The sequence below is a fragment of the Candidatus Planktophila sp. genome (assembly GCF_040402275.1).
GTDB lineage: Bacteria > Actinomycetota > Actinomycetes > Nanopelagicales > Nanopelagicaceae > Planktophila.
The window spans coordinates 18,011-33,735 of the sequence record NZ_JBBAMW010000006.1 but is presented as its reverse complement, the minus strand read 5'-3'; the positions used below and the strand labels follow the sequence as shown (position 1 = coordinate 33,735).

The following is a 15,725-nucleotide window of genomic DNA, read 5'->3' as shown; positions in this document are numbered from 1 at the left end:
AAACTTACTGTGCGAGGCGACTTAGCGCCGATATTGCATTGGCTGTGATCTCTTCAATGTTTCCGACAGCGCTAATTGAGATCAGAAGGCCTTCATTGCGATAGAAAGAGATGATGGGAGCTGTTTGCTCTGCATAGACTTCAAGGCGACGCTTAATCACATCTTCTTTGTCATCTTCGCGCTTTTCAATCTCAGCGCGATGAAGCAAGCGTGCAATGATTTGTTCATCAGCAAGGGAAAACTCTAAAACTGCATGCAGGGGTGTCTTTTTATCAGCCAAAATCGCACGGAGAACTTCGGCTTGTGCAACATTTCGTGGGAATCCATCGAGCAGAAAACCATTTGCTGCATCATCATGGGTTAGGCGATCTTTGACCATGTCATTTGTTACAGAATCTGGAACAAGTTCTCCGCGATCAATAAAACCTTTTGCTTGGATTCCTAATTCAGTTCCCGCCTTCAAATTTGCACGGAAAATATCTCCCGTAGAAATGTGTGGAATTGAGTAGTGCGCTGCAAGGAATTGAGCTTGTGTTCCCTTACCGGCACCTGGTGGACCTACCAGGACGAGACGCATTTACTTAAGGAATCCCTCGTATGAACGCTGCTGTAGCTGTGACTCGATCTGCTTTGCAGTATCAAGACCAACACCAACAACGATCAAAATTGCTGTTCCGCCAAATGGGAAGTTCTGTGTTGCACCAAAGAGAACAAGTGCACCGATTGGAATAACAGCAACGAGTGCTAAATACATAGATCCTGGGGCTGTAATGCGTGAGAGCACATACTGAAGGTATTCAGCTGTTGGCTTTCCGGCACGAATACCAGGTACGAATCCACCGTACTTCTTCATGTTATCTGCAACCTCATCTGGGTTGAAGGTAATTGCAACATAGAAGTAGGTAAAGAAAATAATAAGTAGCGCATACGTTGCGATGTAAATTGGGTGATCGCCCTTAACAAAGTTACGGCTAATCCATACAGCCCATCCTGCTTGGCTATTTGTGAAGTTCACAATCAGCGAAGGAATATAAAGCAATGATGATGCGAAAATTACTGGGATAACACCAGCCTGGTTTACCTTAATTGGAATATAAGTACTTGTTCCACCATATGCCTGACGTCCCACCATGCGCTTTGCATACTGCACGGGAATACGTCGTTGGGCTTGCTCAACAAAGACCACCGCTGCAACTACTAAGACACCAACGGCCATAACAAAGAGGAATGCGAACAATCCCTTTTGTAGCTTGATTGACCATAGTTGGGCTGGGAATCCTGCTGCAATAGATGTGAAGATCAAGATTGACATACCGTTACCGACACCGCGATCAGTGATCAATTCACCGAGCCACATAACTACTGATGTTCCAGCAGTCATTACAACGATCATTGTGATGATGCGCTGCCATGATGTGTCGGGGATGATTGCTAGAGAACATCCTGAAATCAAACGTCCTGGTGTGCGAGCAACTGCGATCAAGCCTGTTGACTGCAAGATTGCTAAACCAATTGTTAAGTAACGTGTGTACTGAGTTAACTTAGCTGTTCCAGATTGACCCTCTTTTTTCAAGGCTTCAAAGCGAGGAATAACAACGGTCAAAAGCTGCACAATAATTGATGCGGTGATGTAAGGCATGATTCCCAAAGCAAAGACAGAGAGCTGAATTAATGCTCCACCGCTAAACAAGTTAATCAAGCCAAACAATCCACCAGTTTGTGCAGTTGCCAAACACTCTTTTACATTTGCATAAGAAACACCTGGTGTTGGAACAACTGAACCAAAACGGAACAAGGCCATGATTGAGAGAGTGAAGAAGATCTTCTTGCGAAGCTCCGGTGTCTTAAAGGCCATACCAAATGCTGAAAGCATTGATCTTCTCCTCTTTCCCTATCGAGTACTAAATATTAAAGAACGTTGGTTGTGCCGCCTGCTGCAGTGATCTTGTCTACAGCAGATGATGAGAATGCGTGTGCAGTAACACTCACCTTCACATCAATATCGCCATTTCCAAGCACCTTTACAGGCAAACTGTCGCGAACAGCACCCTTTGCGATCAAATCTGCAACAGTTACATCGCCACCCTTAGGAAATAGCGCGTTAATTGTTGAAACATTGACTGCCTGGTACTCAATGCGAGCTGGATTCTTAAAACCGCGTAGCTTAGGCAAGCGCATTACGAGAGGTAGCTGACCACCTTCGAAACCTGCACGAACTGTGTTACGAGCGCGTGTTCCCTTACCACCGCGACCTGCGGTCTTACCCTTTGATGCTTCACCGCGACCCTTACGAGTTTTAGCTTTCTTAGCACCTGGAGCTGGACGAAGATGATGAAGTTTTAAAGTCATCTTTATTCGACCTCCTCAACCTTGATTAGGTGGCGAACGGCGTACACCATGCCACGAATTTCTGGACGATCTTCTTTAACAACAACATCGTTAATACGCTTTAAGCCCAATGAACGAAGTGTGTCGCGCTGCTCTGGCTTGTTTCCAACCTTCGAGCGAATCTGAGTTACTTTTAAACGTGGCATTAGGCACCTACCGTGATCTGTGAAGCGCGGATAATTGCTGCAGGTGCAACATCTTCTAATGGACGACCACGTCGCGCAGCAATTTGTGCTGGGCTTTCAAGCATCTTCAATGCAGCAACGGTTGCGTGAACCATGTTGATTGCATTGTTAGATCCAAGTGACTTAGTCAAAACATCTGTGATACCTGCACACTCGAGTACTGCACGTACTGGACCACCGGCAATAACTCCGGTACCTGGGCTTGCTGGACGTAGTAGAACTACGCCTGCTGCAGTTTCACCTTGTACTGGGTGAGGGACTGTTCCTTGAACACGTGGAACTGTGAAGAATGACTTCTTCGCTTCTTCCACTGCCTTAGCAATCGCTGCTGGAACTTCCTTAGACTTTCCGTAACCAATACCGACCTGACCGTTACCGTCTCCGACAACAACGAGAGCAGTGAATGAGAAACGACGTCCACCCTTTACAACTTTGGATACGCGGTTGATAAACACAACGCGCTCCATGAATGGGTTCTTTTCTTTTTCGCGATCATCACGACGTTCGCGACGCTCTGGGCGTCCCTTGCCGCGATCATTGCTAGCAGTTGTTGGTGCTGCAGTTGGATTAGCAGACATTAGAACTCCAATCCATTCTCTCGTGCACTGTCAGCAACAGCTGCAATACGACCGTGGTACTTATTACCTGCGCGGTCAAAGACAACAGTTGTAACTCCAAGAGCCTTGGCGCGTGATGCAATTAATGCACCAACAGCCTTTGACTTTGCAGTCTTGTCGCCTTTATCAGCACGAAGATCAGTTTCCATTGTGGATGCGAAGGCAAGAGTCTTGCCTTGTGAGTCATCAATAACTTGTACGAACAAGTGACGAGATGAGCGAGAAACGACTAAACGTGGACGTGATGCTGTTCCAGCGACCTTCTTGCGGACGCGGAATGCACGACGGGCACGGGCGTTTGTTGCCGAACCTTTGCGGACCTTTACACCAATAGCCATTACTTCTTACCTGTCTTTCCTTGCTTACGGCGAACTACTTCACCTGAGAGACGCAAGCCCTTGCCCTTGTATGGATCGGCCTTGCGAAGCTTCTTTACCTTTGCAGCAACTTCGCCAACCAACTGCTTATCAATTCCAGTGATATGGAACTTTGTTGGTGACTCAACCTTGAAGGTAATTCCTTCAGGTGCTGGGAATTGGATGTTGTGGCTGTATCCAAGCTGGAACTCTAGGTCCTTGCCCTTTTCAGCTACACGGTAACCAACACCGACGATTTCAATAGTTAATGTGTAACCCTTGGTTACGCCTTCAACCATGTTCGCAACTAGTGTGCGAGATAGACCATGAAGTGAACGTGTTACACGCTCTTCATTGGGACGAGCAACGGTGATAACACCGGCCTCTTGTGAAACTTGAATTGGCTCAGCAACGTTAAGTGAAAGAGTTCCCTTAGGACCCTTAACAGCAACATTCTGTCCAGCGATTGTGATTTCAACGCCGCTTGGAACGGCGATAGGCATGCGACCAATACGTGACATTATTTGATCACCATACGTAGGCGAGAACTTCTCCGCCTACCCCTTGCTTGTTGGCTTGCTTATCAGTAAGCAAACCAGATGAAGTTGAAATAATCGCAACGCCTAGTCCACCAAGTACTTTTGGAAGAGCTGTTGACTTTGCGTAAACGCGAAGTCCTGGCTTGCTCACGCGACGCAAACCAGCGATTGAACGCTCACGGTTTGCACCAAACTTAAGGTCAAGAACAAGGTTCTTGCCTACTCCATTGTCTGCATCTTCAACGCGATATCCAGCGATGTAACCTTCTTGCTGAAGGATCACTGCGATACGTGCTTTAACCGATGATGACGGCATTGAAACCGAATCATGGTAAGCAGAGTTCGCGTTGCGCAGACGAGTCAACATGTCTGCGATCGGATCTGTCATTGTCATACGTGGCCTCGTGGCCTTTCTCGAACTGGTTTCTTTGTATTGACCTTGTTCGTTGTAGTTAGTTGGATAGAACGATTACCAAGATGCCTTGGTGATACCAGGTAGCTCACCACGGTGAGCCATTTCGCGGAAGCAAACACGGCATAGACCAAACTTCTGATAGACAGAGTGTGGACGACCGCACCGTTGGCAACGTGTGTAGCCGCGAACCTTGAACTTAGGCTTGCGAGCTGCTTTTACCTTGAGCGATGTTTTTGCCATTGCTTATGCCTCCTTGAATGGAAAGCCGAGCGCCTTAAGAAGAGCGCGACCTTCAACATCATTTTTTGCTGTAGTAACAAAGGTGATATCCATACCGCGCGGACGATCAACCTTGTCTTGTTCGATTTCTGGGAAAACAACCTGCTCGGTTAAACCGAATGTGTAATTACCGCGTCCATCAAACTGCTTTGGTGACAAACCACGGAAGTCGCGGATACGAGGTAGTGAGATTGACAGCAAACGATCTGCAAACTCCCACATACGATCTCCACGCAATGTTACGTGCGCACCAATTGGCTGACCTTCACGAAGCTTGAACTGCGCAATTGACTTGCGAGCCTTAGTTACCTGAGGCTTCTGGCCTGTGATTGTTGTTAGATCGCGGATTGCGCCTTCGATCAACTTTGAATCACGAGCTGCATCGCCAACACCCATGTTCACAATCACCTTTACAAGTGTTGGAACCATCATTGGGTTCTTGAATCCAAATTCGCTCTTGAGTGCAGGAGCAATATCGCTCTTGTACTTAGCTTTTAGACGTACATCTACCTTTGTTGACATTAGATGTCCTTTCCGGTGCGACGTGAGATGCGAACATTCTTGCCTTCTTCGTTTTTACGAACACCAAGGCGTGAAGCCTTGCCATCGCTATCAACGACCATGACATTTGAAATGTGTAGTGATGCTTCAACAGTGATGATGCCGCCGACCTTTACGCCGCGCTCACCAGTTGACTCCTTTGTATGACGCTTCTGGCGATTAACGCCTTCCACAGTAATACGGTTGTTATCAACTGACAGTACCTTTCCTGTTGTTCCGCGATCTTTACCCGCGATAACAAGAACAGTGTCATCCTTCTTAATCTTTGCCATTATTAGAGCACCTCCGGAGCTAGCGAGATGATCTTCATAAACTTCTTATCGCGAAGTTCACGTGCAACTGGTCCGAAGATACGGGTTCCACGTGGCTCGCCATCAGCCTTCAAGATCACTGCGGCATTTTCATCAAACTTAATGTAGGAACCGTCTGGACGACGACGTTCCTTAACTGTACGAACGATGACGGCCTTAACGACCTCACCCTTCTTAACCTGTCCGCCAGGGATTGCATCCTTAACAGAACAAACGATGATGTCTCCGATACCGGCATAGCGGCGCTTGGATCCACCGAGCACGCGAATACAAAGAAGCTCTTTAGCTCCTGTGTTATCTGCAACGCGTACGCGAGATTCTTGTTGAATCATGAGTTATCCACCAGACCCTTACTTTGCCTTCTCGAGAATCTCGACCAAACGCCAGCGCTTTGTTGCTGACAATGGACGAGTTTCCATGATGAGTACACGATCGCCCATGCCGGCAGTGTTCTGCTCGTCATGTGCTTTTAACTTGCTTGAGCGAGACATAACCTTTGAGTACATACCGTGCTTTACACGATTTGAAACCTCAACAGTGATGGTCTTATCCATCTTGTCGCTTATAACAATTCCTTCACGGACCTTGCGGTCGCTGCGACCTGCAGTTTCTGTAGTCATTACGCAGCTCCTCCGATTCCTAGTTCGCGTTCGCGAACGATTGTGTAAACGCGTGCGATCTCTTTGCGCACTGCGCTAAGACGACCGTGACTTTCCAACTGTCCAGTTGCTGCCTGGAAACGTAGGTTGAAGAGTTCTTCCTTCAACTCGCGCACCTTGCTAGTCAAATCTTCTGCTGACAATTGGCGTAGCTCTTCATTAGTTGTAGTAGCCACTTATGCCTCCTCACGCTTCACGACACGACACTTCATTGGAAGCTTGTGCATCGCAAGACGCATAGCTTCAACTGCAACTTCCTCTGTTACGCCAGAAATCTCGAACATAACGCGACCTGGCTTAACGTTTGCAATCCACCATTCAGGTGAACCCTTACCGGAACCCATACGAGTTTCAGCAGGCTTCTTTGTGATTGGACGATCTGGATAAATATTGATCCATACCTTTCCACCACGCTTGATCGAACGAGTCATAGCAATACGTGCTGCTTCAATCTGACGGTTCGTTACATAAGCAGGTGCAAGAGCTTGAATACCGAAGTCACCAAATGCAACTTGTGATCCACCCTTTGTTGCGCCCTTACGGGATGGGTGGTGTTGCTTGCGGTGCTTAACACGACGTGGAATTAACATTAGTTAGATGCTCCTTCCGCAGTTGCAGTAGGTGTTCCCTGAGAAACAGTTACTTCTGCTCGTGGTGCACGTGGTGTGCGAGGTCCGCGACGTTCTGGCTTTGGTGCACGTGCTTCAGCAAGTGCCTTTTCAGCACGCTCTGTACGTGAACCAATAACTTCGCCCTTGTAGATCCAGACCTTTACACCCAAGCGACCAAATGTTGTTGCGGCTTCATAGAAACCGTAATCAATATCAGCACGAAGTGTGTGTAGAGGAACGCGACCTTCACGGTAGAACTCAGAACGTGACATTTCTGCGCCACCTAGACGACCACCACACTGAACACGAATGCCCTGCGCTCCTGCCTTCATAGCTGACTGCATTGACTTCTTCATTGCGCGACGGAATGAAACACGAGCAGCTAGCTGCTCTGCAATTCCTTGTGCAACAAGTTGTGCGTCAATCTCTGGGTTCTTAACCTCAAGAATGTTGAGCTGTACTTGCTTGCCTGTTAGCTTCTCTAGACGCTGACGAAGGATGTCTGCTTCTTGACCACGACGGCCAATAACAATTCCTGGACGAGCAGTGAATAGATCGATGCGAACGCGATCACGTGTGCGCTCGATTTCAATTCGAGAAACACCTGCGCGCTCCATACCCTTATTCATCAAGCGACGGATTTCGACATCTTCTTTGACGTAATCCTTGTATAGCTTGTCTGCGTACCAACGTGATTTGAATTCAGTTGTAATTCCTAGACGGAAGCCGTGTGGGTTTACTTTTTGACCCATTACTTGGTCGCTCCCTTCTTATTCATAGTCTTGCTAGCGGTTTTTACATCGCTAACTGCAACTGAGATGTGAGATGAACGCTTCAAAATACGGAAACCGCGACCCTGTGCACGTGGACGGAAACGCTTCATTGTGCGGCCCTCGTCTACTAGTGCTTCAACAACCCATAGCTCTGAAGCATCACGGATTGCTGGGTTCTTAGCCTTCGCATTTGCAACTGCAGAGTTAAGAAGTGTGTACACATCTTGTCCTGCGGCTTGTGGTGCGAACTTCAAAATGTTGAGTGCATCATCTGCACGTTGTCCACGGATAAGGTCAACGATACGTCGAGCCTTTTGTGGTGTGTGGCGGATGTCGCGCAATACTGCGCGAGCGATCAATGAGTTTTCTTGTGTGTTAGCCACGAGCTGCCTTTCGATCGTCGCCCTTAACGTGACCACGGAAGGTACGTGTTGGGGAGAATTCACCTAGCTTGTGTCCAACCATTGCATCAGTTACGAAAACCGGAATGTGCTTACGGCCATCGTGTACTGCAATGGTGTGTCCGATCATTGAAGGAATGATCATTGAGCGGCGTGACCAGGTCTTGATCACGTTCTTTGTATTGGCATCGTTTTGTGCATCTACCTTCTTGAGTAGATGTCCATCAACGAATGGACCCTTCTTGAGACTTCTTGGCATTAGGGCTCCTACCTACCGCTTCTTATTCGACTTGCGACGACGGACGATCATTGAATCTGATGCTTTCTTCTTACGAGTACGGCCTTCAGGCTTACCCCATGGAGTCACTGGGTGACGTCCACCAGAAGTTTTACCTTCACCACCACCGTGTGGGTGATCTACTGGGTTCATAACAACACCACGTGTTGTTGGGCGAATACCTAACCAACGCTTACGACCAGCTTTTCCGTAGTTGATATTTCCCTGCTCTGCGTTTCCAACTTCACCAACAGTTGCGCGGCAACGAACATCGACGTTACGAATTTCACCAGATGGCATACGTAGTTGTGCATAAGGACCATCCTTTGCAACCAACTGAACTGATGCACCAGCTGAACGAGCAATCTTTGCTCCTCCACCTGGACGTAGTTCAATTGCGTGCACAGTTGTTCCCACTGGAATATTACGAAGTGGCAAGTTATTGCCAGGCTTGATATCGGCCTTTGGACCGTTTTCAATCATTGCGCCTTGAACTAACTTGTCTGGTGCAATGATGTAACGCTTTTCTCCATCTGCATAATGCAGAAGAGCAATGCGAGCAGTGCGGTTTGGGTCATACTCAATGTGAGCAACCTTTGCCGGAATGCCATCTTTGTCATTGCGAACAAAATCGATCAGACGGTAGGCACGCTTGTGTCCGCCACCTTGGTGACGAATAGTGATGCGACCTTGGTTGTTACGTCCACCCTTTGAGTGAATTGGACGAACAAGTGACTTTTCAGGAGTCGAGCGAGTGATTTCAGCGAAATCGGGAACGCTTGCGCCGCGTTGACCAGGGGTCGTTGGCTTTAATTTACGAAGTGCCATGATGATCCTTTTCTTTTCCAGGTCCAGTTCCGCTTAGGAAACCGGCCCTCCGAAAATGTCGATGCGGTCGCCAGCTGCAACTTGAACAATCGCACGCTTGGTGTCTTTACGCTTTCCATCACCCAAACGAGTCTTCTTGTTCTTGCCCTGACGGTTCATTGTGTTAACGCTTACTACCTTCACGCCGAATACCTTTTCAACAGCGATCTTGATCTCTGTTTTATTAGCATCTGGTGCAACGATGAATGTGTACTTGTTCTCATCAAGCAACCCGTAGCTCTTTTCAGAGACAACTGGTGCAACTAGAACGTCGCGGTAATCTTTCATGCGCTGACCTCACTTTCACGTGCAACTGAAGTTGTGCTCTTGCCCTTTGAAGGAGCTTTGAGGAAATCCTTGATCGCAGCTTCTGAGAAAACAACGTCATCGCTCTTGAGGATGTCGTATGCGTTCAACTGATCTGGAACAAGAAGGTGCATGTCATCAGCGTTACGAAGTGAACGCCATGCAAGATCCTCAGTACGTGAGACAACTACAAGAAGATTCTTGCGATCACTGAACTGGCGAACTGCCGCAATTGCTGACTTCGTTGACGCTGTCGTTGTGATTGAATCCAGCACGTGAATACGATCGTTGCGCTGGCGGTCTGAAAGAACTCCGCGTAGTGCTGCAGCAATCATCTTCTTTGGTGTGCGTTGGAAATATGTACGTGGGCGAACAGCGTGTGCTGCTCCACCACCGCGTTGCAACGGAGCGCGGATAGAACCCTGACGGGCACGACCTGTTCCCTTTTGCTTGAACGGCTTCTTACCTGAACCAGAAGTTTCTCCACGGTTCTTTGCCTTTTGTGTTCCCTGGCGAGCAGCTGCAAGTTGAGCAGTTACTACCTGGTGAATTAAAGGAATATTTGTTTGAACATCGAAGATGTCAGTTGGAAGATCTACTGATCCAACCTTCTTACCTTCTGCGTTCTTTACTTCAACAGTAAGCGCCATGATTAGTTGCCAGCCTTTCCTGCTGTTTCATAGATCGCGTGCTTAGCTGCAGAACGGATGAAAACAAGCTGTCCGTCTGGGCCAGGAACTGATCCCTTGATGAGAAGTAAGTTGCGGTCTGCATCAACAGAGTGCACAACAAGGTTTTGAGTTGTAACGCGAACGCCACCCATAACACCTGACATGCGCATACCCTTGAAAACACGACCTGGTGTTGAACATGCACCGATTGAACCTGGCATACGGTGCTTACGATCAACACCGTGAGATGAACCAAGACCACCGAAACCGTGGCGCTTCATAACACCAGCAGTTCCTTTACCTGTGCTTGTTCCAGTTGCATCAACTAATTCGCCAGCAGCAAATACTGTTGCACCAAGTTCTTGTCCAACTGTGTAGCTAGTTGTATCAAGTGTGCGAAGTTCTGCTACTGAACGGCGTGGTGTAACACCAGCCTTTGCGAAGTGGCCTGCAAGTGGCTTTGTAATCTTCTTTGGGTCAATTGCGCCGAAAGCGATCTGAACAGCTGAGTAACCATCTTTCTCAGGTGTACGAATCTGCGTAACAACACACGGACCTGCTTCAACAACGGTTACTGGAACCATCTTGTTGTTAGCATCAAAAACTTGGGTCATACCAAGCTTCTTACCGAGGACGCCCTTGATGGACGATCCAGCTGCTTGAGTTGTAAAAGTCATTGTTGTCGTCCTTTCCTTAGAGCTTAATCTCGATGTCGACGCCTGCTGGCAAGTCAAGACGCATCAATGAATCAACAGTCTTAGGTGTTGGGTCGATGATGTCGATGAGGCGCTTATGTGTGCGCATCTCGAAATGTTCGCGGCTGTCCTTATATTTGTGAGGAGAGCGAATAACACAGTAAGTGTTGAACTCTGTTGGTAGCGGCACTGGACCCGCGACCGTCGCACCAGTGCGCTCAACAGTTTCAACGATTTTCTTCGCTGAACTATCAATCACCTCATGGTCGTAGGCCTTGAGTCGAATGCGGATCTTTTGTCCCGCCATGTCGTTCTCCTTCTTTTTTATACTTCGTTTAAATTTAGTTTTCAAACTTTTGTTATTACCCGGCGGTTTTTTACGCCGCCGGGCTCAAACATTTAATTCTGTGGAGCTATTACTTCTTAATCTTTGTAACGCGACCAGCACCTACTGTGCGGCCACCTTCACGGATTGCGAAGCGAAGTCCTTCTTCCATTGCGATTGGCTGAATTAGCGTTACTGCCATTTCAGTGTTATCGCCAGGCATAACCATTTCTGTTCCTGCTGGAAGTGTTACAACACCAGTTACGTCAGTTGTACGGAAGTAGAACTGTGGACGGTAGTTGTTAAAGAATGGTGTGTGACGTCCGCCTTCATCCTTTGAAAGGATGTATGCAGATGCATCAAACTCTGTGTGAGGTGTGATTGAACCAGGCTTGCAAACAACCTGACCGCGCTCAACATCTTCACGCTTTAGACCACGAAGTAGAAGTCCAACGTTCTCGCCAGCCTGACCTTCGTCAAGAAGCTTACGGAACATTTCAACGCCTGTAACAGTTGTCTTCTGAGCATCCACGCGGATACCTACGATTTCAACTTCTTCGTTAACCTTTACGACTCCGCGCTCGATACGACCAGTGATTACTGTTCCACGACCTGTGATTGTGAAAACATCTTCTACTGGCATAAGGAATGGCTTATCGATTTCACGAGCTGGCTGAGGAATAAATGAATCTACTGCATCCATTAGCTCAACGATCTTCTCTGCCCATGCTGCATCGCCTTCAAGAGCCTTGAGTGCTGAGATGCGAACGATTGGAGTGTCATCGCCAGGGAACTCGTACTTAGATAGAAGTTCACGAACTTCCATTTCAACTAGTTCTAGAATTTCTTCATCGTCAACCATGTCTGACTTGTTAAGAGCGACAACGATTGATGGAACGCCAACTTGACGAGCAAGTAGTACGTGCTCCTTAGTCTGTGGCATTGGACCGTCTGTAGCTGCAACAACGAGGATTGCTCCGTCCATCTGTGCAGCACCAGTGATCATGTTCTTGATGTAGTCAGCGTGACCTGGGCAGTCAACGTGTGCGTAGTGACGCTTCTCTGTCTGGTACTCAATGTGAGCGATAGAGATTGTGATACCGCGTAGACGCTCTTCAGGAGCCTTATCGATATCTGAGAATGCTGTAGCAGCATTAAGTGTTGGGTACTTGTCATGCAAAACTTTTGAGATCGCTGCAGTAAGAGTGGTCTTTCCATGGTCAATGTGACCGATGGTTCCAATGTTTACGTGCGGCTTTGTGCGCTCGAACTTGGCCTTTGCCATTTTGGTTCCTCTTTCGTTTACTAGTGCTTAGTTATTAGGGTCGTGCTGTTTGGTTCTTTTTTTAGTTAATTAGGGATTATTCGCCGCGAACCTTCGCAATGATTTCTTTCGCTACGTTGCCAGGTACTTCGGCATACGAATCGAATTCCATTGAGTAGCTTGCACGACCTTGAGTTCTGGAGCGGAGATCGCCGACATAGCCGAACATCTCTGACAACGGAACTAGCGCCCTAACAACGCGGGCACCTGACCGCTCATCCATGGCCTGAATTTGACCACGACGACTGTTGATATCGCCGATGACATCACCCATGAAGTCTTCAGGGGTAACAACTTCGACCTTCATTACTGGTTCGAGAATTGCAGGATCAGCAAGCTTTGAGGCTTCCTTGAACGCTGCGATACCAGCCACCTTGAAAGCGAGCTCCGATGAGTCAACATCGTGATACGCGCCGTCAAGAAGAGTTACTCGTACATCAGTGAGTGGGTAACCAGCAAGAGGACCTGAGGTCATTGCTTCGCGGCAACCCTGATCAACTGAAGGGATGTACTCGCGTGGAACGCGACCTCCAGTGACCTTGTTTACGAATTCATATCCGCCTTCAACTGTTCCAGTTGGAAGTGGCTCAATTGCAATCTGAATCTTTGCAAACTGTCCAGAACCACCAGTCTGCTTTTTGTGTGTGTAGTCGTGACGAGCAACAGCTTTACGAAGTGTTTCGCGGTAAGCAACCTGAGGCTTACCAACATTTGCTTCAACCTTGAACTCGCGACGCATACGGTCGACAAGAATTTCAAGGTGAAGTTCACCCATACCAGCGATAATTGTCTGGTTTGTTTCTTCATCTGTCTTCACATGGAAAGTTGGATCTTCTTCAGACAAACGCTGAATCGCAACGCCAAGCTTTTCTTGGTCACCCTTTGTCTTTGGCTCAATAGCAACAGAGATAACTGGTGCTGGGAAGTCCATTGATTCAAGGATTACCGGCTTAGCTGGATCACAGAGAGTCTCACCTGTTGTTGTGTCCTTAAGACCCATAACAGCAACGATCATTCCTGCACCAACATTGTCACGCTCTTCGCGCTTGTTTGCGTGCATCTGATAAATCTTTCCGATGCGCTCTTTGCGATCCTTAGCTGAGTTCAAGATTGTTGAACCAGTTTCTAGAACGCCTGAGTACACGCGGATGAAAGTAAGTTTTCCAAGGTGTGGATCTGTCATGATCTTGAAAGCAAGTGCTGAGAATGGTTCCTCATTCTTTGGAAGGCGCTTAATTTCCTTCTCAGGATCATTCATGTCATGACCGACGATCGCATCAACATCTAGTGGGCTTGGAAGGTAGCGAACAACAGCGTCAAGCATTGGCTGAACACCCTTGTTCTTAAATGCTGAACCAGTGAGAACTGGAGTGAGCTTTGCGGCAAGTGTTGCGCGGCGAATTCCAGCGATGATTTCAACATCAGTTAGTTCAATACCTTCTAAGAACTTCTCCATACAAATATCGTCGTTCTCTGAAAGTGTTTCAATCAAGTCGTGGCGAGCTTGCTTTGCTTTTTCAAGTAAGTCAGCTGGAATCTCTTCGATTGTGTAATCTTCACCCTTTTGTGTTTCTCCACGCCAGGTAAGTGCCTTCATCGCGATCAGATCGACAACACCAAGGAAGTCAGACTCTGCGCCAATTGGAATCTGTAGAACTAGGGCTACTGCGTTAAGGCGATCTTTAATCATCGCAACACACTTATCAAATGATGCACCTGTACGGTCTAGCTTGTTAACAAAACAAATACGTGGAACTGAGTAACGATCTGCTTGACGCCATACAGTTTCAGATTGTGGCTCAACACCGGCAACACCATCGAATACAGCAACTGCGCCATCTAGAACACGAAGTGAACGCTCTACTTCAACTGTGAAGTCAACGTGGCCAGGTGTATCAATGATGTTGATCAGGTGGTCATCCCACATACATGTAGTTGCAGCTGAAGTGATCGTGATTCCACGTTCTTGCTCCTGCTCCATCCAGTCCATGGTTGCTGCGCCTTCGTGAACTTCACCAATCTTGTAGTTAATACCTGTATAGAAAAGGATGCGCTCAGTAGTCGTGGTTTTTCCCGCGTCGATGTGAGCCATGATTCCAATGTTGCGAACCGTAGCTAGATCGATCTTTTCTACTGTTGACACTTATATTCCTCTTCTCGAAAGCTTCTAATTAACTAGTCGTAAATTCGTTGATTACTTAGTTGTTACCAGCGGTAGTGAGCAAACGCCTTGTTTGCTTCCGCCATTTTGTGTGTGTCTTCACGACGCTTTACAGCAGCACCAAGGCCGTTGCTTGCATCAATAAGCTCATTCATTAAACGCTCTGCCATTGACTTTTCGCGGCGTGAACGTGAGTAATCAATTAACCAACGTAGCGCCAAAGTTGTTGAACGGCTTGCCTTAACTTCAATTGGCACCTGGTAAGTAGCTCCACCAACACGGCGTGAGCGAACCTCAACAGCTGGCTTGATGTTATCTAGCGCGCGCTTCAAAGTAATAAGTGGATCAACCTGAGTCTTTTGACGTGTACCTTCTAGAGCGTTGTACACAATCGCTTCAGCAGTTGAACGCTTACCGTGTAGAAGAACGCGGTTAATTAGCGCAGTAACAACTGGTGAGTTGTAAACAGGATCTGCAACAACAGGTGACTTAACAACGGGGCCTTTACGTGGCATTAGCTAGCCTTCTTCTCTCTCTTAGTTCCGTAGCGTGAACGAGATTGCTTACGGTTCTTAACACCTTGTGTATCTAGTGATCCGCGAATGATCTTGTAACGAACACCAGGCAAGTCTTTTACACGACCACCGCGAACAAGAACAATGGAGTGCTCTTGCAAGTTGTGACCTTCACCTGGAATGTATGCAGTGACTTCCATGCCACTAGTAAGACGTACACGTGCAACCTTGCGAAGAGCAGAGTTTGGTTTCTTAGGGGTTGTTGTATAAACGCGTGTACAAACACCGCGTCGTTGTGGTGAACCCTTAAGTGCAGGTGTGCTTGTCTTCGTAGTCTTTTCTGCACGACCACGACGAACTAGCTGTTGAATTGTTGGCACTTCATCTCCATTCGTATCTTCGTTACTGATCTTTATTCACGCTTATTTGCCGACCCACGCGGTCGGGTGTGTTGCACCCGATTCGCATATGTTCCGTAAAAAGTTTTGC

General features: G+C 47.6%; 27 protein-coding genes. All 27 read right to left on the bottom strand.

What is annotated here, in order from left to right; genetic code table 11:
• Nucleotides 1–4: 4 nt before the first annotated feature.
• Nucleotides 5–577 (bottom strand): adenylate kinase, encoded by a 573-nt coding sequence (locus tag AC9UEY_RS02645; RefSeq protein ID WP_509537379.1) that lies wholly within the window; start codon nucleotides 575–577, stop codon nucleotides 5–7.
• Nucleotides 578–1,873 (bottom strand): preprotein translocase subunit SecY, encoded by a 1,296-nt coding sequence (gene secY / locus AC9UEY_RS02640; RefSeq protein ID WP_509537376.1) that lies wholly within the window; start codon nucleotides 1,871–1,873, stop codon nucleotides 578–580.
• Nucleotides 1,874–1,908: 35 nt separating this feature from the next.
• A complete protein-coding gene (gene rplO / locus AC9UEY_RS02635) occupies nucleotides 1,909–2,349 on the bottom strand; it encodes a 50S ribosomal protein L15 (protein WP_509537373.1) in 441 nt (146 codons plus the stop codon).
• Between the two features lie 2 nt (nucleotides 2,350–2,351).
• Nucleotides 2,352–2,534 (bottom strand): 50S ribosomal protein L30, encoded by a 183-nt coding sequence (gene rpmD, locus AC9UEY_RS02630; protein ID WP_445821876.1) that lies wholly within the window; start codon nucleotides 2,532–2,534, stop codon nucleotides 2,352–2,354.
• On the bottom strand, nucleotides 2,534–3,151 hold the full coding sequence (gene rpsE, locus AC9UEY_RS02625) for a 30S ribosomal protein S5 (protein WP_509537371.1): 618 nt from the start codon (nucleotides 3,149–3,151) through the stop codon (nucleotides 2,534–2,536). Before rpsE ends, rpmD begins: the two co-directional genes overlap by 1 nt.
• A complete protein-coding gene (gene rplR / locus AC9UEY_RS02620; RefSeq protein ID WP_509537368.1) occupies nucleotides 3,151–3,528 on the bottom strand; it encodes a 50S ribosomal protein L18 in 378 nt (125 codons plus the stop codon). The genes rpsE and rplR overlap by 1 nt, the downstream gene beginning before the upstream one ends.
• Nucleotides 3,528–4,067, bottom strand: coding sequence for a 50S ribosomal protein L6 (gene rplF / locus AC9UEY_RS02615; protein ID WP_509537366.1), 540 nt, complete (start codon nucleotides 4,065–4,067; stop codon nucleotides 3,528–3,530). Before rplF ends, rplR begins: the two co-directional genes overlap by 1 nt.
• Nucleotides 4,068–4,074: 7 nt before the next feature.
• Complete coding sequence (gene rpsH / locus AC9UEY_RS02610; protein WP_509537363.1) at nucleotides 4,075–4,479, bottom strand: 30S ribosomal protein S8; 405 nt, start codon at nucleotides 4,477–4,479, stop codon at nucleotides 4,075–4,077.
• Nucleotides 4,480–4,554: 75 nt separating this feature from the next.
• Complete coding sequence (locus AC9UEY_RS02605) at nucleotides 4,555–4,740, bottom strand: type Z 30S ribosomal protein S14 (RefSeq protein WP_509537360.1); 186 nt, start codon at nucleotides 4,738–4,740, stop codon at nucleotides 4,555–4,557.
• 3 nt (nucleotides 4,741–4,743) lie between these two features.
• Nucleotides 4,744–5,301 carry a 50S ribosomal protein L5 gene (gene rplE / locus AC9UEY_RS02600; protein WP_509537358.1) on the bottom strand — a complete coding sequence of 186 codons (558 nt, stop codon included), beginning with the start codon at nucleotides 5,299–5,301 and terminating at the stop codon, nucleotides 4,744–4,746.
• Nucleotides 5,301–5,612, bottom strand: a complete 312-nt coding sequence (gene rplX, locus AC9UEY_RS02595) for a 50S ribosomal protein L24 (RefSeq protein WP_509537355.1) — start codon at nucleotides 5,610–5,612, stop codon at nucleotides 5,301–5,303. The genes rplE and rplX overlap by 1 nt, the downstream gene beginning before the upstream one ends.
• Nucleotides 5,613–5,614: 2 nt before the next feature.
• Entirely contained in the window at nucleotides 5,615–5,983 is a 369-nt protein-coding gene (gene rplN / locus AC9UEY_RS02590) for a 50S ribosomal protein L14 (RefSeq protein ID WP_509537352.1), read from the bottom strand.
• Between the two features lie 18 nt (nucleotides 5,984–6,001).
• Nucleotides 6,002–6,271 carry a 30S ribosomal protein S17 gene (gene rpsQ, locus AC9UEY_RS02585; protein ID WP_509537349.1) on the bottom strand — a complete coding sequence of 90 codons (270 nt, stop codon included), beginning with the start codon at nucleotides 6,269–6,271 and terminating at the stop codon, nucleotides 6,002–6,004.
• A complete protein-coding gene (gene rpmC / locus AC9UEY_RS02580) occupies nucleotides 6,271–6,486 on the bottom strand; it encodes a 50S ribosomal protein L29 (protein WP_509537346.1) in 216 nt (71 codons plus the stop codon). The genes rpsQ and rpmC overlap by 1 nt, the downstream gene beginning before the upstream one ends.
• On the bottom strand, nucleotides 6,487–6,900 hold the full coding sequence (rplP, locus tag AC9UEY_RS02575) for a 50S ribosomal protein L16 (protein WP_509537344.1): 414 nt from the start codon (nucleotides 6,898–6,900) through the stop codon (nucleotides 6,487–6,489).
• Nucleotides 6,900–7,673: a 30S ribosomal protein S3 gene (rpsC, locus tag AC9UEY_RS02570; protein WP_509537341.1), complete on the bottom strand. Its 774-nt coding sequence runs from the start codon at nucleotides 7,671–7,673 to the stop codon at nucleotides 6,900–6,902. The genes rplP and rpsC overlap by 1 nt, the downstream gene beginning before the upstream one ends.
• Nucleotides 7,673–8,077, bottom strand: a complete 405-nt coding sequence (gene rplV, locus AC9UEY_RS02565) for a 50S ribosomal protein L22 (protein WP_509537338.1) — start codon at nucleotides 8,075–8,077, stop codon at nucleotides 7,673–7,675. The genes rpsC and rplV overlap by 1 nt, the downstream gene beginning before the upstream one ends.
• Nucleotides 8,070–8,354: a 30S ribosomal protein S19 gene (gene rpsS, locus AC9UEY_RS02560; RefSeq protein ID WP_509526185.1), complete on the bottom strand. Its 285-nt coding sequence runs from the start codon at nucleotides 8,352–8,354 to the stop codon at nucleotides 8,070–8,072. Before rpsS ends, rplV begins: the two co-directional genes overlap by 8 nt.
• Nucleotides 8,355–8,366: 12 nt before the next feature.
• Nucleotides 8,367–9,200 carry a 50S ribosomal protein L2 gene (rplB, locus tag AC9UEY_RS02555; protein WP_509537335.1) on the bottom strand — a complete coding sequence of 278 codons (834 nt, stop codon included), beginning with the start codon at nucleotides 9,198–9,200 and terminating at the stop codon, nucleotides 8,367–8,369.
• Nucleotides 9,201–9,233: 33 nt separating this feature from the next.
• Nucleotides 9,234–9,527 (bottom strand): 50S ribosomal protein L23, encoded by a 294-nt coding sequence (rplW, locus tag AC9UEY_RS02550; protein WP_509537333.1) that lies wholly within the window; start codon nucleotides 9,525–9,527, stop codon nucleotides 9,234–9,236.
• On the bottom strand, nucleotides 9,524–10,195 hold the full coding sequence (gene rplD / locus AC9UEY_RS02545; RefSeq protein ID WP_509537330.1) for a 50S ribosomal protein L4: 672 nt from the start codon (nucleotides 10,193–10,195) through the stop codon (nucleotides 9,524–9,526). Before rplD ends, rplW begins: the two co-directional genes overlap by 4 nt.
• A gap of 2 nt (nucleotides 10,196–10,197) precedes the next feature.
• Entirely contained in the window at nucleotides 10,198–10,893 is a 696-nt protein-coding gene (gene rplC / locus AC9UEY_RS02540; RefSeq protein ID WP_509537327.1) for a 50S ribosomal protein L3, read from the bottom strand.
• A 16-nt stretch (nucleotides 10,894–10,909) separates the two neighbouring features.
• Nucleotides 10,910–11,218 (bottom strand): 30S ribosomal protein S10, encoded by a 309-nt coding sequence (rpsJ, locus tag AC9UEY_RS02535; protein ID WP_509537325.1) that lies wholly within the window; start codon nucleotides 11,216–11,218, stop codon nucleotides 10,910–10,912.
• Nucleotides 11,219–11,327: 109 nt separating this feature from the next.
• On the bottom strand, nucleotides 11,328–12,521 hold the full coding sequence (gene tuf / locus AC9UEY_RS02530; RefSeq protein WP_509537322.1) for an elongation factor Tu: 1,194 nt from the start codon (nucleotides 12,519–12,521) through the stop codon (nucleotides 11,328–11,330).
• A 76-nt stretch (nucleotides 12,522–12,597) separates the two neighbouring features.
• Nucleotides 12,598–14,652, bottom strand: coding sequence for an elongation factor G (fusA, locus tag AC9UEY_RS02525; RefSeq protein WP_509537477.1), 2,055 nt, complete (start codon nucleotides 14,650–14,652; stop codon nucleotides 12,598–12,600).
• Between the two features lie 113 nt (nucleotides 14,653–14,765).
• Nucleotides 14,766–15,236: a 30S ribosomal protein S7 gene (gene rpsG / locus AC9UEY_RS02520; protein WP_509537319.1), complete on the bottom strand. Its 471-nt coding sequence runs from the start codon at nucleotides 15,234–15,236 to the stop codon at nucleotides 14,766–14,768.
• The gene (gene rpsL / locus AC9UEY_RS02515) at nucleotides 15,236–15,616 is read right to left on the bottom strand and encodes a 30S ribosomal protein S12 (protein WP_018207201.1); all 381 of its coding nucleotides are present in this window, start codon (nucleotides 15,614–15,616) and stop codon (nucleotides 15,236–15,238) included. The genes rpsG and rpsL overlap by 1 nt, the downstream gene beginning before the upstream one ends.
• Nucleotides 15,617–15,725: the final 109 nt, after the last annotated feature.